Source organism: Corynebacterium sp. KPL1824, assembly GCF_000478095.1.
Classification (GTDB): Bacteria; Actinomycetota; Actinomycetes; order Mycobacteriales; family Mycobacteriaceae; genus Corynebacterium; species Corynebacterium accolens.
In genome coordinates, this window is the sequence record NZ_KI515749.1 from 908,314 (window position 1) to 934,498 (window position 26,185).

The window sequence follows — 26,185 nt, forward strand, 5'->3', positions numbered from 1 at the left end:
CCTTAATGGGGGCGAATGCAGATAAGCGGTTTTAGGGATCATAAAATAATTACTTATCGATATGGGGAAACTAAGGTGTACCGCCTCTGCATGCTTGGACCGAATGAAATCAGACAGCAAACGGATCGTTATCGGGATTGCTGTTGGCGATGAGCTCAATATGGTTGGTCACTGAGAGTGCTGTTTCTTCACCGAAGAAGTAAGTAATGAAAGCCACCGCCATATCAATTCCTGCCGCCACACCGGATGATGTCCAGAGATTGCCGTCGTGGACCCATCGAGCTTGCTTTTTCCATTCAATTTTCTGGCCGTGCGTTCTAACCCAGTCGAACGCGCTTTTATTGGTGGTAGCGCTGTGGTTTTCTAATAAGCCCGCGGCGGCGAGTAACGCTGACCCAGTACAAACTGAGGTGATGATGTCCGCCGAGCCTGCAATGGCAGCTAGCTGGCGGAGGAATTCTGGATCTTGAACAAGTGAGCGTGTACCGCGTCCTCCTGGCACAAGCAGAGTATCTCCAGAGAAAGATTCAAAACGCATTGTCGGAACTATGCGTACGCCTTGAGCGCTGCTTACCGGGCTGTCATGTTTTGACAGATAGTTGACTTCAAGGCCTGGTGTATTTGCGAGTACTTCTGCGGGGCCAAAAACATCGAGTAACTCGAACCCATCAAAAAGTACGATGCCAATGTTGTGCGGACGCGTCTGGCTCATGACTAAACCGTATCAAAACCGATTTTGACGACCTTAGTGTTTTGGTACGCGGGGTCAATAAGCAGAAGCGTGGAAAAATCTACCCCTCTGATGCAGGTCAGAGGGGTACAAATTGGTGCCCCAGAGAAGATTCGAACTTCCGACACCGGCTTTAGGAGAGCCGTGCTCTATCCCCTGAGCTACTGGGGCGGGGGTGTTGCTTATGCAACTCGGATCATCATAGCAGTGGGGCGCGAGTGCGCCCCAAAAGGCTGCGTGCGCGGCCATTTGTATAGGTTCGGCCAGCAGCCTTAGCTATGAGGTTTAGGCGCCTGCCAGTTCTTCCTGCTTATTGCGCACGGAGGATGCGGGCGGGTTGGTTTCGTGGGTGCCGTCGGAATACAAGACGGTGGGGATGATGCGGTTGCCGTCGTTGACGGACTTGATCCACTCGTTGATGTCATCGGCGTTATCGCCCTCTACGTCCACGAGCTCGTACGGGGTTTCGGTGCGGTCCAAGTTCTTAATGAGCTTGGCGCAAAATGGGCACCAGTCGGCGTAGAAGATGGTGGCATCGGCGTTGGTTTCGGGTGCTTGTACAGTCATTATGCTGCGTCCTTTCTATCGTAAGTTAAAAAGCGGTACTTCATGGGTAGCTCGCTGGCCGGCTGCTCGGGAAGCTCTAAATGCCCCGTGTCAGAGGTGAGCCAGTCCGTGCTGTAGGCCAAGCCGAACGTTTCGGGGATATCCGGGGCAAAGACGGCGTCATCGCCATAGATATCGCCGATGTTTACGCCCATGAGAGTGACCTCGATGCGGTCCACCTGGTCCAAGGCGGCGGTGTAGATTTGGCCACCGCCGATGACCCAGGCATCGGCAAGCGCGGGCATCGTTCTGCCCACCGTAGCACCAGTTGACCACGTGCCGGGCGCGCGTGAGGAGAGCACGTAATTCTCCCGGCCGGGCAGGGGGCGGAACTTAGGGTTGAGGGACTCCCAGGTCTTGCGGCCCATAATGACCGGCGCGCCCATGGTGACGTCCTTGAAGTGCTTGAGATCCTCCGGCACGTGCCAGGGCATCTGCGCGCCATCGCCGATGATGCCGTCCAGGGACTGCGCCCAGATTGCGCCGAGCATTAGACCGACACCTGCGCCTTGATGGCCGGGTGCGGGTCGTAGCCCTGCACCTCAAAATCGGCGAAGTCATAGGAGAAGAGGTCCTTCGCCTTGCTGAGCTTGAGCTGCGGGTACTCGCGCGGTTCGCGGGACAGCTGTTCCTGAACCTGCTCCACGTGGTTGTTGTAGATATGGCAATCGCCGCCGGTCCAGATGAGATCGCCCACCTTGAGGCCGGCCTGCTGAGCAAACATGTGGGTCAGCGCCGCATAGGAGGCGATATTGAAGGGAACGCCCAAGAACATATCTGCTGAGCGCTGGTAGACCTGCAGCGACAGCGTGTCATTGGCCACGTAGAGCTGGAAGAGCAGGTGGCAGGGCATAAGCGCCATCTGGTCGAGCTCAGATACATTCCACGCGGAGACCAAGTTGCGGCGCGAGTCAGGGTTATTCTTCAGGGTGTCAAGCGCCTGTTGGATTTGGTCGATGTGGCTCCCATCCGGGGTGGGCCAAGAGCGCCACTGCACGCCGTAGACCGGGCCCAAATCGCCATTCTCATCGGCCCACTCGTTCCAAATGCGCACGTTATTATCCTGCAGGAATTTCACATTGGAATCGCCGCGCAGGAACCACAGCAGCTCGCCGATGACCCCGTGAAAGTAGACCTTTTTCGTGGTCAGCAGCGGGAAAGATTCTGCCAGGTTATAGCGCAGTTGTGCGCCGAAAATGGAGCGCGTGCCGGTGCCGGTGCGATCGCCTTTGGCCGTGCCCTCTTCGAGGACGCGGCGGAGGAGATCCTCATATGGGGTATTGATAGTGGCACTAGAGGCGGTGGACGTATCACTCATGGTGCCCAAGTGTAGAACGTTAGAAAGCCATTGGGATAGTCGGAAAATCTATTTCTTGTTGGTGCTGGTAGCGGGACTGTCTGCTCGAAGGGTTTCGCGGATCGCTTGCTCGATCGGGGTAGCTTCCCACTGGGCGTCGGCACCACTCAAGATGGAGGGGCGCTCCCACAGATAGCGCATCTCCAACAGTCCATGAAGATCGGAGTTAAAGAGCCCGCCTAGCCTGATCATCCACGGACGCAGCGTTATGGGCGAGTGTCGGCAGCCTGCGAGGCATGCGAACTCCGCCTGGGTGATTGCAGGGGCGCAGGGCGCAGAAATAATAGGTGGCCTGGTGGGGGCAAGGATGGCATCGGCAAGCGCACGGCCAAAGTCCGGAAGGTAGGTAACCGAATGCGTGGTATGCGCGTTGAAGAGTGCGAGGGGAATGCGTTTGCCGATGATCAGTTGGTGATACACGCACCCCGGACCAGAATCCGGGCCAAATAGGTCAGCGGCCACCACCGATACGGCGCGGGCAGGTGAGGCGAGGCGTGTATTGATGAGCGCAGCGCGCACGCCGGGTTTTCCTTGTGTGGATTTGTTTAAAGGGGTATCTGGTGAAACCGTTTCGTAGGCTGGATCGAATCCGTAGATGGATTCTGGGAATACTATGGGGATATCGCATTCGGCGGCGACGTGGAGGGCTGTGTCCTCAGCGGGGATGAGGAGCGTGCGCCATGCCTCGGCGTTATAAGCGGCGTGGATGCAGTGGACAATGCCGTCGACGTCTGCGGGATAGGACTCTTTTTGGGTGGCATCGCCGGTGATGTGCTGTACGTGTGGGCCTAGGTCGAGTGTGGAACCGTGGCGGCTCATGATGATGCATTCATAGCCTCGGGCGGTGAGTTCGCGGGCAACCGCACGGCCAACGGGTCCAGCGCCAGTGATGAGGTATTTCATTATCCGGAGTCCTATTCATATTAGTGACTAGTGCTCTCTAAAAATATAGGGCGGGGTCCTTGAAAGCAAGAGTAGTGCTCTCTTTTGTGAGTTGCTATAGTTTGCTCATGGCACAAACCCCACGCGAGCGCGCCCGAGAGCAGACGATGACCCGCATCATCGAGCTGGGACGGCAGCAACTAGCTAGTGGTGGTGTAGAGGCGCTGAACCTACGGGCCATAGCCCGTGAGCTAGGAATCGTCCCTTCTGGTATTTACCGCTACGTACCGGATAGGGCGAGCCTTATTACTCTCCTCATTGTTGATGCTTTTGACTCCCTTGATGGGGCAGTGGTGCGGCGCGATGATCCGAGTGCGCAACCGCGTGAGCGATTCATTGGCCTCGTAGGTGCGATGAGGCAGTGGGCCCTTGAATTTCCGCAACGGTGGGGGCTGATTTACGGCACCCCGATTGTGGGCTATCAAGCGCCAGCTGCCGAGACGATAGCAGCGGGTACCAAAGTTAGCCGCCGCCTCGCCGCCTTGCTAGAACAGTCTACGGTCGCGTCGTTGGGGCAGCGATCGCGCCAACTGGATGCAGATATGGAGGCAGCCGCGAAAGATATGGGCTCCGAGCTCAGCGCGGACGCCATGGAAATGGCGTTGGAGGCTTGGGTGAGGATCATCGGGCTGATCAACGCCGAGGTTTTCGGCTACCTAGGGCGCGATACGCTGAGCGAGTTCGCTGAGTTCCATGCCCGCGCTGTGTCGCGGCTCGCCGATGAGTTAGGGCTCTAAAATCCGCCATTCTCCTCGGCAAAGGCCGCGGCGTGCTCTAGAATCTCGTCTTTGAGCTCGGGGCGGCAGATGAGCAGATCGGGGATGAAGGTGTCCTCGTTATTGAAGGTGATGGGGCTGCCGTCGAGGCGAGAGCAGTGCAGGCCGGCTGCCATGGCGACGCCTACCGGGGCGGCCTGATCCCATTCGTATTGGCCGCCGGCGTGAATATAACCGTCATAATCACCCAGCAGCACGTGCATGGCCTTGGCGCCGGCGGAGCCGACGCCCTCGGTTTCATAGCCCATCTTTTCCGCGATGTAGCCGGCCACCTTGGGCGGGCGGTTGCGAGAGATGACGAATTTCTTGGATAGCGGGCCGGCGACGGCGCGCACATCGGAGGACTTGAAGGTTACGCCGTAGTCTGGCAGTCCCACCGCGGCGTGGACTGGGGTGCCGTCCTCAACGAGGGCGATGTGTACTGCCCAGTCCTGGCGGCCGGTGGCGAATTCTTTGGTGCCGTCAAGCGGGTCCACGATCCAGACACGCTTCTTTTTTAACCGGGCAAGGTCATCGGAAGCCTCTTCAGAAAGCACGCCATCGCCGGGCCGGTGCTGTTCTAATACGCGGGCGATCCATTCTTGGGCGGCGTCATCGCCGGCATCGCCAAGCGAAAGGCCCCGTAGCAGGCCACCATTGCGCACACCCTTTAAAATCTCGCCGCAGCCTTGGGCGAGCGAATTGGTCAGGCGGGAATCAGAAATCTCGACGGTCATGGTGCCCACATTACAACGGGGACTAGAGTGTGGTCATGCCAGAAAACATCCTCGAGCGCTTTCGCCCCCAAGTGGCGCGGTGGTTCCAGGACGTTTTTGCCGCTCCCACCGCAGTACAAGCCCAGGCCTGGGACAAGATTTCCCGCGGGGATCACGCCCTGATGGTTGCCCCCACCGGTTCTGGTAAGACGCTCGCGGCGTTTTTATGGGCGCTAAATAACCTGGTAGAACGCGAAGGACAACTGGCCCTGCCGGTAGGAAACGCCGCAGGCTCCGCAACGGGCGTGCGGGTGTTGTATATATCGCCGCTCAAGGCGCTGGGCGTGGACGTGGAAAATAACCTGCGGGCCCCGCTGACCGGCATTGCGCGCACCGCGGAAAAGCTGGGGCTGGAGACGCCGAATATTTCCGTGGGCGTGCGCTCTGGCGATACACCCTCAGCAGAGCGCTCCCGACAGGTGCGCAAGCCACCGGATATCCTCATTACCACCCCGGAATCGGCGTATTTGATGCTGACCTCAAAGGCGGCGGGGATTTTGAAAACCGTCGATACCGTCATCATCGATGAAATCCACGCGCTGGCCGGCACCAAGCGCGGCGCGCACCTCGCCCTGACGCTGGAGCGCCTGCAAGAAATTGCGGGTGATTTTCAGCGCATTGGGCTTTCTGCCACGGTGCGCCCGCTTTCGGCCGTCTCGGATTTCTTGGGTGGCAATCGCCCAGTGGAAATCGTGGCGCCGGAGGCCCACAAGAAGTGGGACCTGGATGTGCGCGTGCCGGTAGAGGATATGTCGGATCTTCCCACGCCGGAGGCGGGCTCGACCATCGGGGAGCTCACCGTCGATGATGCCATTGGCATTACCGGCGGGCCGGAAGGCAGCGGGGACGGTGTGGAGGACTTCGTCGGGGAAGAAGACACCGCGCTGCCCACCGCGAACTCCATCTGGCCGTTTATTACCCAGGACCTCTACGCGGACATCATGGCGCATCGCTCCACGCTGGTCTTTGTGAACTCGCGGCGCAGTGCTGAGCGCCTGACCAGCCGGCTTAACGAGCTATACGCGCAGGAATATGACCCGGATTCGCTCTCGCCGGAAACTCGGCGCGATCCCGCCCAGCTGATGGCGCATTCGCACGTTGCGGGCAAGGCGCCGGCGGTCATCGCACGGGCGCACCACGGCTCGGTGTCCAAGGACGAGCGCGCCATGACGGAAACGATGCTAAAGGAAGGCACGCTGAAGGCCGTGGTGGCCACGAGCTCGCTGGAGCTGGGCATTGACATGGGCGCGGTGGATTTGGTGGTGCAGGTAGAATCGCCGCCCTCGGTGGCCTCAGGCCTGCAGCGCGTGGGCCGCGCCGGGCACCATGTGGGCGCGGTATCGCACGGCGCGTTTTATCCCAAGCACCGCGCGGACCTGGTGCAATCGACGCTAACGGTTGCGCGCATGCGCGGCGGGATGATCGAGAAGATGCATACCCCGCGCAATCCGCTGGACGTGCTCGCGCAGCAGACCGTGGCGGCGGTGGCCGCAGCGGGCGAGGAAGGCTTAAGCGCGGATGACTGGTATGACATCGTCAAGCGCAGCCATCCTTACCGCGAACTGGCCCGCGAGGTTTATGATTCCGTCATCGATCTGGTCAGCGGCGTGTACCCATCCACGGATTTTGCGGAGCTAAAACCCCGCGTGGTCTATGACCGCGTATCCGGCGTGATGACCCCGCGGCCGGGGGCGCAGCGCGTGGCCGTGACCAGTGGTGGCACCATCCCGGATAGGGGAATGTTTGGCGTCTTCCTCTATAGCGGTGGGGAATCCGGGAAGGCCCCGCGCCGGGTGGGCGAGCTCGATGAGGAGATGGTTTATGAATCCCGCGTGGGCGATGTCTTTACCCTGGGCGCGACCAGCTGGCGCATCGAGGAGATTACCCGCGACCAAGTCCTAGTCACGCCCGCGCCGGGGCATACGGGCCGGCTACCATTTTGGAATGGCGATGGCGCCGGGCGCCCCTATGAGCTGGGCCAGGCCTTGGGCGAGTACCGCCGCGAGGTAAATACGGACCCGAGCATTATCGCGGATGCTGATGAGAATGCCCGCAGCAATATCTTGTCCTACCTGCGCGAACAGCAGGAGGCCACCGGGGTTATTCCGGATGAAAAGACGCTCGTGCTCGAGCGCTTCAAGGATGAGCTGGGGGACTGGCGCGTGGTGCTGCACACGCCCTTTGGCCGGCCGGTCAACTCCGCCTGGGCCTTGGCGGTAGGCGCGCGGGTGGGCGAGCGCACCGGCATGGACCCGCAGGCGGTGGCCGGCGATGATGGCATCGTGCTGCGCCTGCCCGAGGGCGAGGCCGATCCCGATGGCACCATTTTTGCCTTCGACGCCGACGATATTGCCGATGTCGTGGCCGAGCAGGTGGGCAATTCCGCCCTTTTTGCCTCCCGCTTCCGCGAGTGCGCGGCCCGCGCGCTGCTTTTGCCCCGCCGCAATCCCGGCAAGCGCGCCCCGCTATGGCAGCAGCGCCAGCGCGCCGAACAGCTTTTGGATGTTGCCCGCAAGTACCCGTCCTTTCCCATTATTTTGGAAACGGTGCGCGAGTGCGTGCAGGACGTTTACGATGTCCCGGCGCTGCAGGAGGTCATGCGCGATTTGGGGCACCGCCGCGTGCGCATCGCGGAGGTCACCACGGATCAGCCTTCGCCCTTTGCCTCCTCGATGCTTTTTAATTACACCGGCGCCTTCATGTACGAGGGCGATTCCCCGCTGGCGGAAAAGCGGGCGGCGGCCCTCGCCCTTGACCCAGCGCTCTTGGCCAAGCTGCTGGGCACGGTGGAGCTGCGCGAGCTCTTGGATCCCGCGATCATCGATGAGGTCCATACCCAGCTGCAGCGCACCGCACCCTCGCGCCGGGCGCGCACCACCGAGGAGTTCGCGGATCTCTTGCGGGTGCTCGGGCCCATCCCGGTAGAAGAGCTGGGCGCGCATACGGATGTGCCCCTTGCCGCCCTGGAGAGCTTGGGCACGCGGATTATGCGGGTGCGCATCGGCGGGCGCGAGCACCTTGCCCAGTCCCAGGATGCGGCGCTGCTTCGCGATGCCCTCGGTGTCCCCATTCCTCCCGGCATCCCCGCCCAGGTCGCCACGCTTGCCGATGCCCTCCCACAGCTCGTAAGCCGCTGGGCGCGCACCCGCGGCCCGTTCGTGCTCGCGGACTTAACCGCTGCCTTCGGCATTTCCGTCTCCGCTGCATATACCACCCTGGCCGGGTTGGATTCGATCGTGGAGGGCCACTACCGGCAGGGCGTAGAGGAGCAGGAGTACTGCGCCGCCGAGGTGCTAAAGACCATTCGCTCGCGCTCGCTTGCTGCCGCGCGCGCGGATACCGAGCCGGTCTCCGGTGCCACCTTCGCCCGCTTCCTCCCGGAATGGCACGGCATCGCGCCCGCAGGGAAGCGGCCCGCGCTGCGCGGTGCCGATGGAGTATTTTCTGCTATCGAGCAGCTCGCCGGGGTGCGCCTGCCGGCCTCTGCCTGGGAATCCATCATTTTGCCCGCCCGCGTGGGGGATTATTCGCCCCGCATGCTAGATGAGCTAACCGCCAATGGCGAGGTGATGATCGTCGGCGCCGGAAAGGCCGGGGCCGTCGACCCGTGGGTGATGCTGCTGCCTACCGATTACGCCGCCCAGCTCGCCCCCGAAACCGATCCGGAGGGCGTGAGCATGCTGCAGCGGGCCATTTTAAGCGTGCTCGAGCGCGGCGGCGGCTTCCTCTTTTCTGATATCGCTGCTGAGGTTCCCGGTACCGCCGAGGAGACCCGCGAGGCGCTCTGGCAGCTGGTGGAAATGGGCCTGGCTAGCCCGGATTCCTTTGCGCCCATCCGCACGCGCTTATCGTCAGGCGGGCGAGGGGCATCCCGCGCGGGCCGCGGTTCTACCGCCCACCGCTCCAAGCGGCGCCCCACGCGCTCGCGGCTGCGCATGGGCCGCACCTCGTTCGCCCAGACCCAGAATGCTAACGGCGGAGCCGGCCAGACCCCGCCTGATATGCTCGGCCGCTGGTCGCTGGCGGTGCCCGCCGCCCAAGACGCCACCTCGCGCTCTGTGGCGCACGGTGAGGCCTGGTTGGATCGCTACGGTGTGGTCACCCGCGGTTCCGTGGTGGCAGAAGACGTCCTTGGTGGCTTCGCCCTGGCCTATAAGGTCCTGTCCGGCTTTGAGGAATCCGGCAAGGCCATGCGCGGCTATGTCATCGAGGATCTCGGCGCCGCGCAGTTTTCCACCCCGGCCATTATCGATCGCCTCCGCGGCCTGGCGGATTCCCCCGATGTCACCGGCTGGCCGTCCGGCACCACTGATCCAGAAACCTTCGTACTCGCCGCCGTGGATCCCGCCAACCCCTACGGCGCGGCGTTGCCGTGGCCGCAGCGCGATGGAGCCGATGGCAAGGCTACCGGCGGGCCGGCCCGCTCCGCCGGAGCACTGGTCGTGCTGTGTGATGGCCTCCCCATAGCCCACCTCACCCGCGGCGGCAAGACCCTGACCACGTTTATCGATGCGCTGCCCGATGGACTCGAGACCACCGACGTCTACGCCCGCCTCCTGTCCGCGCTCGTAGAACTCATCGCCGCCGGGCACATTTCGCCGCTGGTGATTGAAAAGTGCAATGGCAACCCCATCCACCACACCCCAGCGGCTAATATCCTGCGCTCGCTGGGGGCCGGAATCACCCCGAAGGGCGTGCGCATTGTCGGTCGCGCCGCGCCGCCGCGCACCCCGCAGGCACCGCGCGGCGGGCAACGCGCCGGGCGGCGTGCCTCCGAGGCTATTGAGGAACTCAGCTTCGACGATCCGCCTCCGCCGCCTCGCAATTCCGGTGGCTTCCGCCCGCGCGGTGGATACCGTCGCTAGCCCTATTCGCCCGCAGGTGTATTTTGGTGGGGCCACTGTGTCTGAGTCCGACGGAAGGAGGCCATTCCCATGCCCGAAGGCGATTCCGTCCTACAACTTTCGCGCCGCCTGCAGTTTATGACCGGGCGCGAGGTCACCGGCTGTTCCGTGCGCGTGCCGCAGCACGCCACCGTTGACCTAACCGGCACCATCTGTGAGCGCGTGTGGCCCTATGGCAAGCACCTCTTCATGCAATTCGACCAGACCATCGTGCATACCCACCTAAAGATGGAGGGCACCTGGGCTATCCACTATGTCGGCGACCGCTGGCGCAAGCCCGGCCATAGCGCGCGCATCGTGCTGCAACTGTCCCATTCACCGCGCGATATTGAGCTCGTAGGCCACTGGTTGGGCTTTGTCGATATCTTCGATGCGGATCAGTACTTTAGCCGCATCAACCACCTTGGCCCGGATATCTTGGACCCCGACTGGGATCGCGAAGAGGCGGTGCGCCGTTTGCGCGCGCGACCCGAGCGCAGCATCGGCACGGCGCTTTTGGACCAGAAGGTTGTGGCGGGCATTGGCAATGAATACCGCGCTGAAATCTGCTTCCTCGCCGGCGTTCACCCGGCCACCCCAGTGGCAGAGGTGGATGTGGAGCAGGTAGTGGACATCGGCAAGCGCATCATGTGGACCAACCGGAACTCGCCCATCCGAGTGACCACCGGCGTGCGCCGCGCCGGGGAGACCACCTATGTCTTTGGGCGCAACCGCAAGCGCTGTCGGCGCTGCGGCACCATTATTCAGAAAGATTCCCTGGGCGGCGTTGACCGCGGCGGGGATGAGGGCGAATTAGAGCGCATCATCTGGTTCTGCCCGCACTGCCAGCCGCTCTAAGGTTCCTTTACGCTTTTCGCGCTAAGCTGGCGGGCATGCGATCACTACTAAATCTTGTATTTAATATCATCTGGTTACTCTCCGGCGGCATCGTTCTTGCGCTGGGCTACTTCCTCTTCGGCATCATCGCCTGCATCTTCATCGTGACGATTCCGGCGGGCGTGGCCTCGTTCCGCATGGGCCAGTTCGCGCTGTGGCCATTCGGCCGCTCCGTGGTGGAGCCCCGCAAGGGCACCGGCGGGATGTCTGGCATCTCCAATGTCATTTGGTTCGTCATCGCTGGTCTGTGGCTATCCATCGGCCACGTCGTTACCGCCGTCATCCAGGCGATTACCATCATCGGTATCCCCGTTGCCTGGGCCAACCTCAAGATGATTCCAGTGACCTGCTTCCCCTTCGGACGCAAGGTTGTTAGCTCGAAGAGCATCCCGGCCGGCTGGCAGCCCATGGTGAAGCTGTAAATTCACCTAGTTTGAAAGCGCCTGGCCCGAAGCGACATGTTGCTTCGCGGCTGGGCGCTTTAGTGATCTGTGGTGCTTAGGCACGAATATGTCCAAAACAACCGCGTTTGTCTGAATTTGAGGGCAGATTTTTTAAGAACGCGGTTGTTTTGGACACTTTTACGCTAGAGCCTGGGGCGCATGACCCGGGCACGGGCCGGAGCTAACGGTTGGCGCGGTACCAGCCGATGAGCTTATCGGTGGACTGGTCGCCGGAATCTACCTCTTGGCTGCCGGAGACGGCGGGGGCCAAGTCATTGGCCTGCTGCTTGCCCAGCTCCACGCCCCATTGGTCGAAGGAGTTGATATCCCAGATGATGCCTTGGGTAAAGACGATGTGCTCGTAGAGCGCGATGAGCGCGCCCAGGGTGGAGGGGGTAAGCTCCTCGGCCATAATCGTGGTGGTGGGGCGGTTGCCCGGCATGACCTTGTGCGGCACGAGGTCTTCCTCAACGCCTTCGGTAGCGATTTCTTCTGCCGTCTTGCCAAAGGCCAACACCTTGGTTTGGGCGAAGAAATTACCCATGAGCAGGTCATGCATCGAGCCGGTGCCGTCCGCGGTGGGGAAGTCCTCCTTGGGGCGGGCAAAGCCGATGAAGTCCGCTGGGATGAGGCGGGTGCCCTGGTGCATGAGTTGGTAAAAGGCGTGCTGGCCGTTGGTGCCCGGCTCGCCCCAGTAGATTTCGCCGGTCTGCCCAGTGGTCACTGCGGTGCCATCGCGGCGCACGGACTTGCCGTTGGATTCCATGGTCAGCTGCTGCAGGTAGGCCGGGAAGCGGCCGAGGTCCTGCGAGTAGGGCAGCACGGCGTGGGTTTGGGCGCCGAAGAAATTGGTGTACCAGATGCCCAGCAAGCCCATGAGTACGGGCACATTGCGCTCTAGCGGGGTGGTGCGGAAGTGCTCATCCATGGCGTGGAAGCCTTCCAACAAGCGCATGAAGTCCATCGGGCCAATGGTGCACATCAAAGATAGGCCAATGGCGGAATCGAGGGAGTAGCGCCCGCCCACCCAATTCCAGAACGGGAACATATTATCCGTATCGATGCCGAATTTCTCCACCTGCTCCGCATTGGTAGATACGGCCACGAAGTGCTTGGCTACGGCGGATTCATCGCCATCGAATTGTTCGATGAGCCAACGGCGGGCCGCGTGGGAATTGGTCAGGGTTTCCTGGGTGGTAAAGGTCTTGGAGGAGACGATAAAGAGGGTGGAGCCGGCATCGAGCCCGTCCAAGGTGGCGGCCATATCGGCGGGATCCACGTTGGAGACGAACTCCGCGGAAATGCCGGCCACCTCATAAGAGCGCAGGGCTTGTGCGGCCATGGCGGGGCCGAGATCGGAACCGCCGATGCCGATATTGACCACCTTTTTGATGGTGTGGCCGGTGTGCCCCAACCAGGAACCGGAGCGCAGGGCGGTGGCGAAATCGCGCATGCGGCCCAAAACCTCGTGGACATCGGCGGCGACATCTTGGCCATCGACGTGCAGGTCATCTTCTACCGGCAGGCGCAGCGCGGTGTGCAGCACGGCGCGATCCTCGGTGTTGTTGAGGTGCTCGCCTGCAAACATGGCATCGCGCCGGCCTTCCACGTCGGCGGCGCGGGCTACCTCGACCAGGTGCTGGAGGACGTCTTCATCGATGAGGTTTTTGGATAAATCCATGTGCAGGCCTGCGGCGTCGAAGGTGTAGTTCTCGGCGCGGTTCGCGTCTGTGGCGAAGAGATCGCGCAGGAGCATGTCCTGCTTATCTTCAAATACCTTGACCAGGTCTTTCCACTGGGGCGATGCGGTGATATCCATGGCAATTGGCCTTTCTGGCGACGAGCGCATTGGCAATGTGTACCCCTCCCACCGTAGTCGAGAATGAGTGCCAACGGCACCGCGAAAAGTGTGGCATTTAGAGCATGAGCGCGCCCGCCCAGCCGGCGATTAGAAGTGGGATATTGAAGTGGATAAAGGTGGGGATGACGGAGTCACGGATGTGATCGTGTTGGCCATCGGCGCCGAGGCCGGCGGTGGGGCCGAGGGTGGAATCGGAGGCGGGGGAGCCGGCATCGCCAAGCGCGCCTGCCGTACCAATGAGCGCCACCGTGGCCGCGGGGCTAAAGCCGAGCGAGGCGCACAGGGGAACGTAGATAACGGAGATAATCGGCAGGGTGGAAAAAGACGAGCCGATGCCCATGGTGACCACCAGGCCCACCAAGAGCATGGCGCCTGCGGAGAGGAACTTATTGGTGCCAAAGAGGTTGGCGGTGGCATCGACAAGCGGGCCGACTTCCTCCGTCGCCGTCATGACTGAGGCAAAGCCCTGCGCGGTGATCATGATAAAGCCGATAAGGGCCATCATTTTCATGCCGTTGGTAAATACGTCATCGGCGTGCTTCCAATCCACCGCGCCGGAAATGAGCAAGATGCCCAGGCCGGTCAGGGCGCCGACGAGCAGGCCATCGGACTCGAAATCGAGCGCCTGCATGATGATTTGGACGGCGAAGGTGGCGATAATCGCCAGGATGGAAACCCAGATTTTATACCGCGAGGGCGTTTCCTGGTGCTCTTCGGCGGCAATGGGCCGGTCCTCGTACTCGCGTGGGGCGCGGTAGCTGAAAAAGATGGCGATGAGCAGGCCGGCGAGCATGCCCAGGGCCGGGATGGCCATGACCTGCATAATATTGATAGTGGAGGTATCCAGACCCGCCTCTTCAATATTGAAGAGCAAAATATCGTTCAAATAGATGGACCCGAAGCCCACCGGAATGAACATGTAGGTGGTGATAAGGCCGAAGGTCAGGCACGTGGTGATAAGGCGGCGATCCAGCTTGAGCTTATTCATCACCGCCAATAGCGGCGGGACAAGCAGCGGGATGAAGGCAATGTGGACGGGGATGAGGTTCTGGCTCATCACGGCCATGGCGATAAGGCCAAGAACGAGCATCCACTTGGTGGTGGCCGCGGCCTTGGGATCTAATTCGCCGGTGCCGCCGAGCTTGGCGATGAGAAAGTTGGCCAAGATCTGCGGCAGCCCGGCGGAGGCAACACCCATCGCGAAGGCGCCCAAGAGGGCATAACTTAAGGCAATCTTGGCGCCGCCGCCGAGCCCGTCCTGGAAGGCAACCATGGTGGCATCCAGGCCCATGCCGGATATAAGGCCGCCGACTATCGCGCCGATGAAAAGCGCCACCACCACGTGCACGCGCAGGAGGGCAAGCGCGAGCATGACGATGACGGCGATGAGTACTGCGTTCATGCCCCGAAAGCGTACTGCATAGTATGGGTGAGCTCGTAATTAATCCGAGGGGTTGAGTGGTGGCTTTAGCCCAGGCGGCCGCGCCCCATGCGCAGCAGGGCAGAGGCGATGGTGGGGCCTTCCTCGCCAAGCTCCGCGCGGAACTCATTGAGGATGGCGATCTCGCGGGTGTGCACCAAGCGCGTGCCGCCGGAGCTCATGCGGGTGCGACCCACCGCGCGGGAGACCTCGGTGCGGCGCTTGACGGCATCCAAGATGATTTGGTCAAGGCGGTTGATTTCCTCGCGATACTGCTGGATTTCCGCATCAGATAGGGGATCATCCGTGCCGGTGGGCGTGCGGATATCCAAGCCATTGTCAACGATGGATTCATTATCTTCAGCGGTCATGGTCCCTTATTGTGCCACTTGGTCGGGTATTTAGAAAGCGCAGGGTATGCCGCAAATACGGGCCATGTCCGGTGGGGCTAGTAGGTTGGTAGGCATTATGACGAATAACTCTCCATTTAGCCCAACTTCTACCCCGCGCGAACCCGTATCCGGTGCTGCTTCCCGCGGCGGCTTCGCCCCTAGCCAGCCCGAGCCGCAGAACCCCTTTGGCAGCACGCCAAGGCCCGCGGAATCCGATCCTTTAACCCAAGGTTTGAATCCACAGCAATTAGAGGCGGTCACCCATACCGGCAGGCCCCTGCTGATTGTCGCCGGCGCGGGTTCTGGCAAGACCGCGGTACTTACCCGCCGCATCGCGTACCTCATGCGCCACCGCGGGGTAAACCCGTGGGAAATCCTCGCCATTACCTTTACCAATAAGGCCGCCGCAGAGATGAAGGAGCGCGTGGGTTCCCTGGTCGGTCCGGTGGCCGAGCGCATGTGGGTATCCACCTTCCACTCCATCTGCGTGCGCATCCTGCGCCAGAACGCCCAGCTCGTGCCGGGGCTTAATACCAACTTCACCATTTATGATGGCGACGATGCCCGCAGGCTTCTATCCATGATTGCCAAGTACATGCAGCTGGATCTGAAGAAATACACCCCGCGCGTGCTGGCCAACCAGATCTCCAACCACAAAAACGAGCTCGTGGGCCCGGCCGAGGCAGCCGACAAGGCGCAGCAGACCAAGAACCCCTTTGAGACCACCGTGGCGGATGTCTACGCCGAGTACCAGCGCCGCCTGCGCGCGGCCAATGCGGTGGACTTTGATGACCTCATTGGGGAAGTAGTGCGCATTTTCACCGAGCACAAGCAGGTAGTGGAGTTTTATCGCCGGCGGTTTAAGCACGTGCTCATTGATGAGTACCAGGACACCAACCACGCCCAGTACGCGCTGGTAGCAGCGCTCGTGGGCAAGGGCGAGCTGGGTCCTGATGCCCCAGAGTTGTGCGTGGTGGGTGATTCCGATCAGTCCATTTATGCCTTCCGCGGCGCCACCATCCGCAATATCGAGGAATTCGAGCGCGATTACCCGCAAGCGCACACCATCTTATTGGAGCAAAACTACCGCTCCACGCAGACCATCTTGAACGCGGCTAATGCCGTGATTGCGAAAAACGAGAACCGCCGGGAGAAAAACCTGTGGACCGCGCATGGCGATGGCGAATCCATCGTGGGGTACGTGGCGGATAACGAGCACGATGAAGCCCGCTTTATCGCTGCAGAGATCGACGCGCTGGCGGATAAGGGCCACAGCTATTCCGATATCGCCGTGATGTACCGGACCAATAATTCCTCCCGCGCGCTGGAGGATATCTTCATTCGCTCCGGCATTCCCTATAAGGTCGTGGGCGGGACGCGCTTTTACGAACGCCGCGAAATCCGCGATATGGTGGCCTACCTGCGCATTATGGATAACCCCGACGATACGGTGAGCCTGCGCCGCATCATCAATGTTCCCAAGCGCGCCATCGGCGATAAGGCCCAGGGCCAGATTGCCCTGCACGCGGAAAACCAGGGGATAAGCTTTGGCAAGGCGCTTGCCGATGTCCCCCGGGGCGACGTCCCCGGCCTTGGTACCCGCGCCGTCAATGCCGTTACCAAGTTCAACGACATGATGGAGGGCATCCGCGCACAAATCCCCGGCATGCGCGATGAGGTGACCGGCCAGCCCGATCTGGGCGAACTGCTCACCGCCATCCTGGATGCCACCGGATATAAGGCGGAGCTAGAAAAATCCAACGACCCGCAGGATGGCGCGCGCCTCGATAACCTCAATGAGCTGGTATCCGTGGCCCGCGAATTTACCTCGGAGGCCGCCAACCAGCTGGCCGCCGCCGGGGCGGATGCGGTCGATCCCAATGAGCTATTAGAAGAAGGCGAAGCCGCGCCGGGCTCGCTGCAGGCCTTTTTGGAAAAGGTCTCCCTGGTCGCAGATGCGGATCAGATCCCGGATTCTGAGACTGGGGTAGTGACCATGATGACCCTGCATACGGCCAAGGGCTTGGAGTTTCCCGTCGTCTTTGTCGCCGGCTGGGAGGACGGCCAATTCCCGCACATGCGCTCACTGGGTAACCCGAAGGAATTAAGCGAAGAACGCCGCCTGGCCTATGTGGGCATCACCCGCGCCCGTGAAAAGTTGTACCTCACCCGCGCCATCTTGCGCTCTGCGTGGGGCAATCCGGTGACCAATCCCGCCAGTCGCTTCCTCGCCGAGATCCCAGAGGATCTCATCGACTGGCGGCGAGAGGATTCCGATAGTGACCTCACCGGTTCCTGGGGAGCCGATGACTATCAATATGGCCGGAGCTATCGCCGCGGTTCTAGTGGCGCCTATTCCGGTGGTGGGGGTGCTGGGTTTGGCCAGCGCGCTACGTCTTCCCCTTCGCAACGCACTCGCCAGCCTGCAGCTAATTCCATGCCGAAGAATAAGAACCTCAACCTTGCTGTGGGAGACCGCGTCAACCACGCCAAGTACGGGCTCGGAACCGTAATTGAAACGGCCGGTTCCGGTGCCCGCGCCACGGTGACCGTGGACTTTGGTTCCTCCGGCAAGGTGCGGCTCATGCTCATCGGTGGTGTGCCGATGGAAAAGCTCTAGACCGAAATCCCGCGCTCGTTGAACCAGCCCACTGGGTCAACGGCTGCGCCGCCGCCCGGGTGGATTTCGAAGTGCAGGTGTGGGCCGGTGGAGCGGCCCTCATTGCCGATGTCCGCGATGTGGTCGCCCGCAGAAACGTGGTCGCCCACGTTCACGCGCAGCGAGCTAGCGGACATGTGGCCGTAGACAGAGATGCTGCCATCGACGTGCTGGATGCGAATCCAGTTGCCAAAGCCCTGTGCCGGACCGGAGTTAATGACCGTGCCGTCCATGACGGAGTAGATCGGGGTGCCGACTGGGTTAGCCACGTCGATGCCGTTGTGCATCGCGCCCCAGCGCATACCGAATCCAGAAGTCAAGGTGCCGGAGGTGGGAAAGACCACCGTATTGCCGGCAGCATCGCGGCTGCGCTGAGGGGTCAGTCCAGAGCGGTCGCCCTCGGGGGCGAAAGCTTCCCGTAGGCCAGGAACGGAGGAGGGGTCCAAGATGATGTTGATCCCGCCGGATTCGTTCGGGCTAAATTCCGGGACGTCTTTGCCGGTTAGTACACCGGCGGCGGCGTTTGCGAAGCCGACGGCGGCGTCGATAACGCCCGCGTTATCAACGTTGGTTGCTTGCGGCTCAGAGGAGCCATTGGAAACGTCCACGCTGGCCACTGGATCAGCAGCAAAAGCGGAGGTGCCGGTAGCAAAAACGGTGCCAAGCGTAACGATGCTTAGCGCTACATTCCTGCGTGCGCGGTTCATGCGCTTCATAGTTTAAGTCCTTTTCATGGCTGTGCATGGTCTCGAGGCGCGCAAACCTTAAAGGTTTGGCGTCTTTCAACTGCCCTCTGCGACACGCCGAGGAATGAAAATACCCCATTTAGCGTTCGCTTGTGGCAACGAGTTAAAAGTTAGCCTGCCCATAGAGGCCGTGCAATCTGTAAAAATGCTGGTAGAAAAGGCGTTTATTCGAAAAGCTTCGAACATGCCAGCTTGTTGCGCGTGTTACGAAAGTGGCCAAAGTTGCGAGTTTGAAGTACTGGTTTAAGCTCTGGGGGTGACTGCCGGGGGTGAGGAGAGGGGGGTTATTGGCACCAAGTTAGAAAACTGCCATCTACCTGCGACAAGGCTGGATGCTGGACTTAACTGGCAGTCGGTGGGGCTATTTTTGGGCCTCTATTGGCGGCTCGTTAAAGCGACGCGCGCTCGGTGATAATTTTCGACGCCGCGTCTATGTGCTCCCGTGCGGTGCAACGGTACTCAAGGCGAACGGAGTGCCCTTAATTCCGCGATGTGGAGATTAGGGCAGCTAAGGAAGTCCTTGGGGCTCATACGGGCCTTGGAGGGCGGCTGTGCGGCTCTCTAACACTCTTTGGACCGCAATCCGTCCTCTGGTGGGGTGGGACTGTCTCCATCGCGGAGATCGCCTCTGGCGGGGCGAAGGTGGGGCTGTGACTCTGCACGAGGGGGCTTGTTGCGGAGGCTGCGGGCGAGTGGAGCTTATTGGGGGCTACGCATAGCAAAAGCGCCGCAGATAGCTTCTGCGGCGCTTTAACAAGAAGGAAAGAAGGCTCTTAGAGCTGAATGCCTCGCTCGGCCAGCCATGCCTGTGGGTCAACGGCGTCACCGGAGTTCGGGTGAACCTCGAAGTGGAGGTGGGAACCGGTGGAGAAGCCCAGGGAGCCCATGCCGGCGATCTTCTGGCCGGCGTGCACGTGCTCGCCCACGGCGACGTCGAGGGTCTGCATGTGACCGTAGACGGTCATGGTGCCATCATCGTGGAGGATGCGAATCCACTGGCCGTAGCCGGAGGCTGGGCCGGAATCGATGACGGTGCCGTCCATGACGGAAAGGATGGGGGTGCCAACGGCGTTGGCGATGTCCACGCCAGAGTGGAAGGAGCCCCAACGCGGGCCGAAGCCGGAAGTGAAGGCGCCTTCAGCGGGGCGAGCAATGGAAGGAGCGCGAGCGGCAAGGTCCTCGGCGGCGCGGTCAGCGGAAGCCTGGATGGACTTGCTCAGCTGGTCAACCAGATTGGTAACCGGCTTTGCCTCAGCCACGTTGAGGATCTGCGGTGCAGCATCAGAGGAGCCGGCTGGGGTGTTGTTGACCTCGGAAGTATCAGCGGCAAGCTTGTAGTCAACAGACTGTGTCGTGGTGGTGGAAGATGCAGCGTTGTCGGATTCAACGTTAGCGGCAGCTGCGCCGCCTACGCCGGCGGTGGACACGGCACCGGCTGCAACGGTCATGACAGCGATACGACCCTTGGTGGTCTGCGAGGTGACAATCTTGCGATGGCGGCCGGCGCCACGCTGAACTTTGCTTCGCATTAAATCTTCTTTCGTGTCTTTCACAATCTTCAAAAAGAGCGTTACACCGTCTCTGGGTTAGTTACGAGATTGTGACCTTCTTGTTACCAACGAGATGTAACAGTAGCGTCTCAAAAAGATAACAGCAAGCCAAAAATGAATTTTTTCTCGCGCCGGTCTGGAATAAGCCTACATGCAGGCACGTTATGGAAAGTTGTGGCGCATAGTGCGATATAAATCTCTTAAAACTAAGCCCCCGCGGTAGCCCCGAAGCTGTAATGGTGCGCTGTAACGTCCTGCCGTGGAAATGCAATGGCATGTAATTACTGTGACCAGTGGGGGATAAGAGTTAAAACTTTATTCCTTATATATATGTCTACAGTAGTTACTGAACAAGTCCACGGTGATTTTGGAGGTGCCTCGTCGCGCCACCCCGATACCACGCACAAAAGGTGGCAAAGTGGACGCCGATGAACAAAAACACCAGCCCCCAATCTCGGTCAACGCCCCGCCCGCGTAGCCAGGCGCGGGGCCGGACAGTGCAGACAGAGCGCGCCCCTCGTGCACCGCATGCCACTGCGACGCAGAAGCCGCATAATTCCGCAGAACGCGTCGCCCGCAAAGCTGGGTCGAAGGCGAAGGCCCGTCGCACGCCGGCCCCGCTGACGAAGGCGGGGCGCATACGCCAATTATTCATGTCGGCGGCGCTGCCGAATATTATTGTCGTCCTTATTATTGTGGCGCTTGCATTCGGCGCGCTTTTGCTTTTTGGCTCGCCCCTTGCGTGGCTGCCGACCATCGTGGCGGAAGCGTGGATGGTCTTTAACCTCGCGCCGGTATCTGCGGCCGGGGTGGACCTGTCGTTCCTCCCCGCCTTGCCCGCCCTCATCCTCGCCACGGTGGTGGCGGTGCGCGTGCGCGCCGCGGTAAAACACAAAGTCAGCGTGAAGGATCTGGCTATTCTTGTCGCCTGCGTGATGGGCGTGCCGGTGGTACTGACCTGCATTGCCTGGGTGATGTTGTGGGATGCCGGCAAGGTTTTCGACGTATCCCCGCCGAACCTCGCTGCTGCGCTTGCTCGCGTCATCGTCGTGCACCTAGCGGCGATGGCAGCCGGCATGGGTACCCGCCTGTGGCGCGCCTTGGCCAAGCGCTATGGTGCCCCGCCGCTGCTTGTCGATGCCGCCCTTATCGCCCTGCGCTACCTCGCCTACCTCGCCATTGGCGCGACCGTGGTCTTCGTGCTCATCTTCATCGTGAACTTCTCGCGCCAGGGGGAGATGATGGATGAATATCCGTCCATCACTGGGTTGGGCGTTTTTACCCTCATCCTGTTGAGCCTGCTGTATATCCCCAACGCCATCGTCAGTACCGGGGCAGTGCTGGTGGGCTCGGAGTTTTCGGCAGGTGAGGCACAGGTCAGCCTCTTTAGTACCCACCTTGTTCCGCTGCCGCCGCTGCCCATTACTGGTGGCATCCCGGCATCCTCGCCCGGCTGGGCGGTCGTGTTCATGGTGGTTCCCCTCATCGCAGCAACGTTGTCGTTGTATAAAAAGCGCCCGTCCTTCCAGAAGGTGCTCGCGGCCACGGCGGCTACCGCGGTCATCATGTTCTTCGCGTGCTATCTGGTCAGCGGCACGCTGGGCTACTACGGCCACACCGGACCGCACCTGTGGACCGCTGCTGGCCTTGCCGCGCTGTGGATCGCCGTCGTGGGCTTGGCCGTCGCGGCAGCCTTTGCGCTTATGAACTGGCGCGACGCCCGCGCGGCCGAAGCGGAGGCAGAGTCTTCGGCGGAGGAGGTCGCAGAGGCAGAGGCCTCCGAAGAGGATTCAGAAGACGCTGCAGAGTCGGCAGAAGATACCGCTTCTGAGGACACCACTGACGCAGAACAATCTGACGCGGACAAGGCCGAGGCCGACGAGGCTGACGGCGACGATGCTGATGCCGATTTGGACGAGAGCGAAACGGACGAGGACGAGAACGAATCGGAATCGAGTGACGGCGACGCCGCTGAGTCCGCTGCAGAAGAAACAGAGGATGCAGCCGACGACGATGACGCTGCCGCAGAATCCACGGACACCGCAGACACCGTCGACGAGGTCATCGAAGGGGAGGTCGTTGAAGACAGCGACGACGGCGATGACGCGGAGAGTGCTGCGGGAGATGGTGGGGAAGAAGGGGCATCGGAAAGCAGCGAGCGCGAAGCGGCTGAAGCCCCCGAGATCCTGGAAGGCGAACTCGTGGAAGAGGACGCAAATGAGGGCAAGCCTGACGCGGCAGATTCTACTGAAAGCGGGAAGAGGGACTAGGCTATAGCGCGTGACTTCACCGATGCCACCACGCGCTACTGCAGCTACTGACCGCCTACGAGTTGTCGTGCTTGTCTCTGGGACGGGCTCGCTTTTGCAAGCCATCTTGGAAGCCCAGGATGAGCGATACCAAGTGGTGAAGGTGGTTGCGGATAAACCGTGTCGAGGTATTGAACGCGCCCGAGAACGCGGTATCGATACCGAGATCGTGGAAATGGGTGCGGACCGTGCCGAATGGAATACATGTCTGGCTGATGCAGTAGCTGCTGCGCAGCCAGACATTGTCGTTTCTGCAGGCTTTATGAAGATTTTGGGGGAAGGCTTCCTCCGCCGCTTCGAAGGCCGCACCATCAATACCCACCCGGCGTTATTGCCTGCGTTTAAGGGCGCGCACGGGGTGCGCGATGCGTTGGAATACGGCGTGAAGGTCACAGGCTCTACCGTCCATTTCGTGGACGCGGGCGTGGATACTGGTTCCATCATTGCGCAGCGGCCGGTGGCCGTGCGGACAGATGATGATGAGGCCAGCCTCCACGAACGCATTAAAAAGGTAGAGCGCGAACTCATCGTCGACGTGCTGCGCGCGGCGCAGCCCCGCGGCGAGGAGCTTTTTATTCAACTCGCAGACTAAGACTTTTCGAAAGGCTTATTCCTCCTCATGAGCGAAGACCGCAAGCAGGTAAAGCGCGCACTCATTAGCGTGTACGACAAGACGGGGCTGGAGGATCTGGCCCGCGCACTTGATAAGGCAGGCGTAGAGATTGTCTCTACCGGCTCCACCGCCAAGAAGATTGCTGACCTGGGAATCGAGGTCACCCCGGTAGAAAAGCTCACCGGTTTCCCCGAGTGCCTGGAAGGCCGCGTCAAGACGCTCCACCCGCGCGTGCACGCCGGAATCCTGGCGGATACCCGCAAGGAAGACCACCTGGCGCAGCTCAACGAGCTTGAGGTAGAGCCCTTCCAGCTCGTCGTGGTGAACCTGTACCCCTTCCAGGAAACGGTCGCCTCCGGCGCGGACTTCGATGGATGCGTGGAGCAGATCGATATCGGTGGGCCTTCCATGGTGCGCGCGGCGGCCAAGAATCACCCGTCCGTTGCCGTGGTCGTAGATCCGGCGCGCTATGGCGAGGTAACCCAGGCCGTTGAAGAGGGTGGATTTAGCCTTGACCAGCGCCGTGGCCTCGCTCGCGATGCCTTCCTTCACACCGCTAACTATGATGCGGCGGTTTCCGCATGGTTCGTTGACCAGCTCAGCGATGGCGAGGAGACCACCTCGCTGCGCTACGGCGAGAATTCCCACCAGGCCGCCACCGTCACCCGGATTGGCACCAAGGGCCTGGCCAACGCCCAGCAGCTCAACGGCAAGGAGATGAGCTACAACAACTACCAGGACGCCGATGCTGCCTGGCGCGCGGCCTGGGACCACGAGCGCCCCTGCGTCGCGATTATCAAGCACACCAACCCGTGCGGCATCGCCGTATCGGATGAGTCCATCGCTGCGGCCCACCGCGCGGCGCATGCCTGCGACCCGATGTCCGCATTCGGCGGCGTCATCGCTGTCAATCGCGAGGTCAGCGTAGAGATGGCTGAGCAGGTCAAGGGCATTTTCACCGAGGTCATTGTCGCGCCCGCCTATGAGGATAAGGCGCTGGAGATCCTGCAGAGCAAGAAGAACCTGCGCGTGCTTTTGGCCGAGCCAGAGGAACAAGGCGAGGAGCGCAAGTACATCTCCGGCGGCGTGCTGCGCCAAGAGCCGGATACCTACCAGGCCGAGGGCGATAAGCCCGAAAACTGGACCCTAGCAGCGGGCGAAGCCCTGAGTGACGAGGACTTGGCTCAGCTCGAGTTCGCCTGGCGCACGGTGCGCGCGGTCAAGTCCAATGCGATTTTGCTGGCTAAGGACAATGCGACCGTGGGCGTGGGCATGGGCCAGGTCAACCGCGTGGATTCCGCCAAGCTTGCGGTCGAGCGCGCCAATACGCTTGCCGATGCCACCAACCGCACCCAAGGCTCCTTCGCCGCCTCCGATGCCTTTTTCCCCTTCGCCGATGGCTTGCAGGTGCTTCTCGATGCCGGCGTCAAAGCCGTTGTCCATCCCGGCGGCTCCATCCGCGATGAAGAAGTTATCGACGCAGCTAAGGCCGCTGGTGTTACGATGTATCTCACCGGAACACGCCACTTCGCTCACTAGCGATAGCGCCTGAAACCTAAGGATCCTGGCCATGCTAGCACCCACCCGCACCGCACCGAGGCGTACTGCACCGAAGCGCATGGCGCTCGGCGGCCTACTTGTGGCTGGGGCGCTGTGTCTTAGCGCGTGCGGACAGGGCGAGCAGGAGACGGAATCAGAGCCGGGCATCGCCAAGCAGGAAACGTCGCGCCCCGCGGAGAGCGCGGCGGATACGAAGGATAGCCCTCGCGATGCCGCAGCGCAGGATGAGGCTGCGCCGGCTGATGCCCAATCCGATGCCGCGAAAGCTGCCGAAGATGGCGGGTCGGCTGTGGTTGGTGACCTGCAGCGCGAGCTCGACCGCATCGCCGCTAACTACGGGAATGTAGGCATCGCGGTATCGGATGGCACCACCACCATTGCCGCCGGGCGCACCGCGCCCGAAACCGCATGGTCGACCTCCAAGGTGCCGGTGCTCATCGCCGCCCATCGCGCAGGGCTCATCGGTCCGGACGTGGTGACATCTGCGATTACCTATTCCAATAATGCGGCGGCGCAATCCGCCTGGGACGCGCTCGGCGGCGGAGCGCAAGCCGCCCAGGCCGCGCAACAAGTGCTTGCCGAGGCCGGCGATACCACCACGCAGGTACAAAGCCAGGTCACCCGCCCGGAATTTAGCGCCTTCGGGCAAACGCAGTGGAGCGTGGGCGACCAGGCCGCGTTCATGGCAAAGCTGCGCTGCGTCAACGGTGCCGAACCCATCCTCACCGCGATGTCTACGCCCGACCCCGCCCAAAGCTATGGCCTGCGTAACCTAGAGGGTGCCGCCCTCAAAGGCGGCTGGGGCCCAGATATCGCCGGCGGCTATGATGTGCGGCAGATGGGTCTTGCCACCATCGGCGGCCGCGAGGTGGCGGTAGCACTCATCGCCTCGGCCCCCGATGGTCAATACGCCTCCGCCCAACCATTACTTTCGGGCATGGCGCTCGATCTCTCCAAGGCCGAAATAGCTTGGCCCACCCCAGCTTGTTAGCCCCACTTCCGGCTTATGAGAAAGGACTTATCATGCCGCACTTTCATCTAACTCCACGTTTGCGTTGGGGATTGCACCTCGGCGCGGTAGCGACCGCGGGCATCGTTTTAAGCGCCTGCAGCACTGGCTCGGATGGGGATCAACCCGACTTTTCCGGCGATGGCGGCATGACCACCGTGGAAAGTACGACGGATACTGCCGCAGAGGCAACTTCGACGACCAAATCCCCGGAAACCCAAAAGAAAGAACCACCCGTGGTGACGGTGACCGAAACCGAACAGGAACAGGCGCAGCCACCGAAGAACAATAATGGCGGCGGAAATGAACTCATCGACGGCCTAGGTGAATACGGGTGGACCGATACCAATACCTACGCCAATTGCCACCGTTATGAACGCGTCGTCTTTGCCGGCAAAGGCCCTGACGGCAGGGCCATTATCTGTGAGAACCAGGGAAACGTCCTGACGTACCGCTCGACCATCTTTGGTGGCGAATTTACTGGGTCAATCATTGGCCAAGACGGCGGTAACTACTACGTGGACGCCTCGCCCTCGACCATCGTCGTAACCCCCAGCGGCATTAGCGTGCGCGAGGGCGGCGGCTTGGCTGCCACCGCGGACTTCACTCAATCCTGGCAACTCTAACCACTAGTAAGTGGTTAGCGACGCTACAAGGAAGTGGTTAACGTTAACCGC

At 61.2% G+C, this 26,185-nt stretch carries 21 protein-coding genes and 1 tRNA gene; 10 read left to right on the top strand and 12 right to left on the bottom strand.

All coding sequences use genetic code 11. The features are described from left to right. Window positions 1-109: 109 nt before the first annotated feature. The 6 genes from HMPREF1267_RS04235 to HMPREF1267_RS04260 form a co-directional block, all read right to left on the bottom strand. Window positions 110-712, bottom strand: a complete 603-nt coding sequence (locus HMPREF1267_RS04235) for a DJ-1/PfpI family protein (protein ID WP_034666858.1) — start codon at window positions 710-712, stop codon at window positions 110-112. 113 nt (window positions 713-825) lie between these two features. Next, window positions 826-901, bottom strand: a tRNA-Arg gene (locus tag HMPREF1267_RS04240). A 114-nt stretch (window positions 902-1,015) separates the two neighbouring features. After that, entirely contained in the window at window positions 1,016-1,297 is a 282-nt protein-coding gene (locus HMPREF1267_RS04245) for a glutaredoxin domain-containing protein (RefSeq protein WP_023028516.1), read from the bottom strand. Further along, complete coding sequence (locus HMPREF1267_RS04250; RefSeq protein WP_023028517.1) at window positions 1,297-1,827, bottom strand: dihydrofolate reductase; 531 nt, start codon at window positions 1,825-1,827, stop codon at window positions 1,297-1,299. Before HMPREF1267_RS04250 ends, HMPREF1267_RS04245 begins: the two co-directional genes overlap by 1 nt. After that, entirely contained in the window at window positions 1,827-2,654 is an 828-nt protein-coding gene (locus HMPREF1267_RS04255) for a thymidylate synthase (protein ID WP_023028518.1), read from the bottom strand. The genes HMPREF1267_RS04250 and HMPREF1267_RS04255 overlap by 1 nt, the downstream gene beginning before the upstream one ends. Before the next feature lie 48 nt (window positions 2,655-2,702). Next, window positions 2,703-3,596, bottom strand: coding sequence for an NAD-dependent epimerase/dehydratase family protein (locus HMPREF1267_RS04260; protein ID WP_023028519.1), 894 nt, complete (start codon window positions 3,594-3,596; stop codon window positions 2,703-2,705). Window positions 3,597-3,703: 107 nt separating this feature from the next. Between HMPREF1267_RS04260 and HMPREF1267_RS04265 the strand changes: the two genes are divergently transcribed. Beyond that, the gene (locus HMPREF1267_RS04265) at window positions 3,704-4,372 is read left to right on the top strand and encodes a TetR/AcrR family transcriptional regulator (RefSeq protein WP_023017606.1); all 669 of its coding nucleotides are present in this window, start codon (window positions 3,704-3,706) and stop codon (window positions 4,370-4,372) included. Here HMPREF1267_RS04265 and HMPREF1267_RS04270 read toward each other — a convergent pair. Further along, window positions 4,369-5,127 carry a 3'(2'),5'-bisphosphate nucleotidase CysQ gene (locus HMPREF1267_RS04270; protein ID WP_023017607.1) on the bottom strand — a complete coding sequence of 253 codons (759 nt, stop codon included), beginning with the start codon at window positions 5,125-5,127 and terminating at the stop codon, window positions 4,369-4,371. The genes HMPREF1267_RS04265 and HMPREF1267_RS04270 overlap by 4 nt on opposite strands. A 35-nt stretch (window positions 5,128-5,162) precedes the next feature. On the opposite strand from HMPREF1267_RS04270, the gene HMPREF1267_RS04275 reads away from it, so the two are divergent. The 3 genes from HMPREF1267_RS04275 (at window position 5,163) to HMPREF1267_RS04285 (ending at window position 11,368) form a co-directional block, all read left to right on the top strand. After that, the gene (locus HMPREF1267_RS04275; RefSeq protein WP_023028520.1) at window positions 5,163-10,031 is read left to right on the top strand and encodes a DEAD/DEAH box helicase; all 4,869 of its coding nucleotides are present in this window, start codon (window positions 5,163-5,165) and stop codon (window positions 10,029-10,031) included. A 69-nt stretch (window positions 10,032-10,100) separates the two neighbouring features. Then, window positions 10,101-10,907, top strand: a complete 807-nt coding sequence (locus HMPREF1267_RS04280) for a DNA-formamidopyrimidine glycosylase family protein (protein ID WP_023028521.1) — start codon at window positions 10,101-10,103, stop codon at window positions 10,905-10,907. Window positions 10,908-10,942: 35 nt separating this feature from the next. Further along, window positions 10,943-11,368 (top strand): YccF domain-containing protein, encoded by a 426-nt coding sequence (locus HMPREF1267_RS04285; RefSeq protein WP_023017610.1) that lies wholly within the window; start codon window positions 10,943-10,945, stop codon window positions 11,366-11,368. Between the two features lie 202 nt (window positions 11,369-11,570). Here HMPREF1267_RS04285 and pgi read toward each other — a convergent pair whose 3' ends face one another. From pgi to HMPREF1267_RS04300, 3 genes are all read right to left on the bottom strand, one after another. Continuing rightward, window positions 11,571-13,208 (bottom strand): glucose-6-phosphate isomerase, encoded by a 1,638-nt coding sequence (gene pgi / locus HMPREF1267_RS04290; RefSeq protein WP_034666865.1) that lies wholly within the window; start codon window positions 13,206-13,208, stop codon window positions 11,571-11,573. Window positions 13,209-13,305: 97 nt separating this feature from the next. After that, window positions 13,306-14,652: a Na+/H+ antiporter family protein gene (locus HMPREF1267_RS04295; RefSeq protein ID WP_023028523.1), complete on the bottom strand. Its 1,347-nt coding sequence runs from the start codon at window positions 14,650-14,652 to the stop codon at window positions 13,306-13,308. A 65-nt stretch (window positions 14,653-14,717) separates the two neighbouring features. Further along, window positions 14,718-15,041 (bottom strand): chorismate mutase, encoded by a 324-nt coding sequence (locus tag HMPREF1267_RS04300; RefSeq protein ID WP_005279891.1) that lies wholly within the window; start codon window positions 15,039-15,041, stop codon window positions 14,718-14,720. A gap of 97 nt (window positions 15,042-15,138) precedes the next feature. Between HMPREF1267_RS04300 and pcrA the strand changes: the two genes are divergently transcribed. Beyond that, a complete protein-coding gene (gene pcrA, locus HMPREF1267_RS04305) occupies window positions 15,139-17,682 on the top strand; it encodes a DNA helicase PcrA (RefSeq protein WP_034666867.1) in 2,544 nt (847 codons plus the stop codon). On the opposite strand, the gene HMPREF1267_RS04310 is transcribed toward pcrA, so the two are convergent. Beyond that, window positions 17,679-18,437 carry a M23 family metallopeptidase gene (locus tag HMPREF1267_RS04310; protein WP_005279895.1) on the bottom strand — a complete coding sequence of 253 codons (759 nt, stop codon included), beginning with the start codon at window positions 18,435-18,437 and terminating at the stop codon, window positions 17,679-17,681. The two genes, pcrA and HMPREF1267_RS04310, sit on opposite strands and share 4 nt — an antisense overlap. A gap of 803 nt (window positions 18,438-19,240) precedes the next feature. Then, window positions 19,241-19,996, bottom strand: coding sequence for a M23 family metallopeptidase (locus tag HMPREF1267_RS04315; RefSeq protein WP_023017615.1), 756 nt, complete (start codon window positions 19,994-19,996; stop codon window positions 19,241-19,243). 518 nt (window positions 19,997-20,514) lie between these two features. Between HMPREF1267_RS04315 and HMPREF1267_RS04320 the strand changes: the two genes are divergently transcribed. The 5 genes from HMPREF1267_RS04320 to HMPREF1267_RS04340 are packed head-to-tail and all read left to right on the top strand — an operon-like array spanning window position 20,515 to window position 26,134. Further along, a complete protein-coding gene (locus HMPREF1267_RS04320; protein ID WP_156906109.1) occupies window positions 20,515-22,287 on the top strand; it encodes a DUF6350 family protein in 1,773 nt (590 codons plus the stop codon). A gap of 22 nt (window positions 22,288-22,309) precedes the next feature. Beyond that, complete coding sequence (gene purN / locus HMPREF1267_RS04325) at window positions 22,310-22,918, top strand: phosphoribosylglycinamide formyltransferase (RefSeq protein WP_198011995.1); 609 nt, start codon at window positions 22,310-22,312, stop codon at window positions 22,916-22,918. Window positions 22,919-22,945: 27 nt separating this feature from the next. Continuing rightward, window positions 22,946-24,478, top strand: a complete 1,533-nt coding sequence (purH, locus tag HMPREF1267_RS04330; RefSeq protein WP_023028527.1) for a bifunctional phosphoribosylaminoimidazolecarboxamide formyltransferase/IMP cyclohydrolase — start codon at window positions 22,946-22,948, stop codon at window positions 24,476-24,478. A 31-nt stretch (window positions 24,479-24,509) separates the two neighbouring features. Further along, entirely contained in the window at window positions 24,510-25,490 is a 981-nt protein-coding gene (locus HMPREF1267_RS04335) for a hypothetical protein (protein ID WP_023028528.1), read from the top strand. Between the two features lie 32 nt (window positions 25,491-25,522). Continuing rightward, window positions 25,523-26,134 carry a hypothetical protein gene (locus HMPREF1267_RS04340; RefSeq protein WP_023028529.1) on the top strand — a complete coding sequence of 204 codons (612 nt, stop codon included), beginning with the start codon at window positions 25,523-25,525 and terminating at the stop codon, window positions 26,132-26,134. The last annotated feature ends 51 nt before the right edge of the window (window positions 26,135-26,185 follow it).

Excerpts from the sequence above, each read along its gene's own strand:
- HMPREF1267_RS04235 (WP_034666858.1), bottom strand. The coding sequence starts at position 712 with ATGAGCCAGACGCGTCCGCACAACATTGGCATCGTACTTTTTGATGGG.
- HMPREF1267_RS04245 (WP_023028516.1), bottom strand. The coding sequence starts at position 1,297 with ATGACTGTACAAGCACCCGAAACCAACGCCGATGCCACCATCTTCTAC.
- HMPREF1267_RS04250 (WP_023028517.1), bottom strand. The coding sequence starts at position 1,827 with ATGCTCGGCGCAATCTGGGCGCAGTCCCTGGACGGCATCATCGGCGAT.
- HMPREF1267_RS04255 (WP_023028518.1), bottom strand. The coding sequence starts at position 2,654 with ATGAGTGATACGTCCACCGCCTCTAGTGCCACTATCAATACCCCATAT.
- HMPREF1267_RS04260 (WP_023028519.1), bottom strand. The coding sequence starts at position 3,596 with ATGAAATACCTCATCACTGGCGCTGGACCCGTTGGCCGTGCGGTTGCC.
- HMPREF1267_RS04265 (WP_023017606.1), top strand. The coding sequence starts at position 3,704 with ATGGCACAAACCCCACGCGAGCGCGCCCGAGAGCAGACGATGACCCGC.
- HMPREF1267_RS04270 (WP_023017607.1), bottom strand. The coding sequence starts at position 5,127 with ATGACCGTCGAGATTTCTGATTCCCGCCTGACCAATTCGCTCGCCCAA.
- HMPREF1267_RS04275 (WP_023028520.1), top strand. The coding sequence starts at position 5,163 with ATGCCAGAAAACATCCTCGAGCGCTTTCGCCCCCAAGTGGCGCGGTGG.
- HMPREF1267_RS04280 (WP_023028521.1), top strand. The coding sequence starts at position 10,101 with ATGCCCGAAGGCGATTCCGTCCTACAACTTTCGCGCCGCCTGCAGTTT.
- HMPREF1267_RS04285 (WP_023017610.1), top strand. The coding sequence starts at position 10,943 with ATGCGATCACTACTAAATCTTGTATTTAATATCATCTGGTTACTCTCC.
- pgi (WP_034666865.1), bottom strand. The coding sequence starts at position 13,208 with ATGGATATCACCGCATCGCCCCAGTGGAAAGACCTGGTCAAGGTATTT.
- HMPREF1267_RS04295 (WP_023028523.1), bottom strand. The coding sequence starts at position 14,652 with ATGAACGCAGTACTCATCGCCGTCATCGTCATGCTCGCGCTTGCCCTC.
- HMPREF1267_RS04300 (WP_005279891.1), bottom strand. The coding sequence starts at position 15,041 with ATGACCGCTGAAGATAATGAATCCATCGTTGACAATGGCTTGGATATC.
- pcrA (WP_034666867.1), top strand. The coding sequence starts at position 15,139 with ATGACGAATAACTCTCCATTTAGCCCAACTTCTACCCCGCGCGAACCC.
- HMPREF1267_RS04310 (WP_005279895.1), bottom strand. The coding sequence starts at position 18,437 with ATGAAGCGCATGAACCGCGCACGCAGGAATGTAGCGCTAAGCATCGTT.
- HMPREF1267_RS04315 (WP_023017615.1), bottom strand. The coding sequence starts at position 19,996 with ATGCGAAGCAAAGTTCAGCGTGGCGCCGGCCGCCATCGCAAGATTGTC.
- purN (WP_198011995.1), top strand. The coding sequence starts at position 22,310 with ATGCCACCACGCGCTACTGCAGCTACTGACCGCCTACGAGTTGTCGTG.
- purH (WP_023028527.1), top strand. The coding sequence starts at position 22,946 with ATGAGCGAAGACCGCAAGCAGGTAAAGCGCGCACTCATTAGCGTGTAC.
- HMPREF1267_RS04335 (WP_023028528.1), top strand. The coding sequence starts at position 24,510 with ATGCTAGCACCCACCCGCACCGCACCGAGGCGTACTGCACCGAAGCGC.
- HMPREF1267_RS04340 (WP_023028529.1), top strand. The coding sequence starts at position 25,523 with ATGCCGCACTTTCATCTAACTCCACGTTTGCGTTGGGGATTGCACCTC.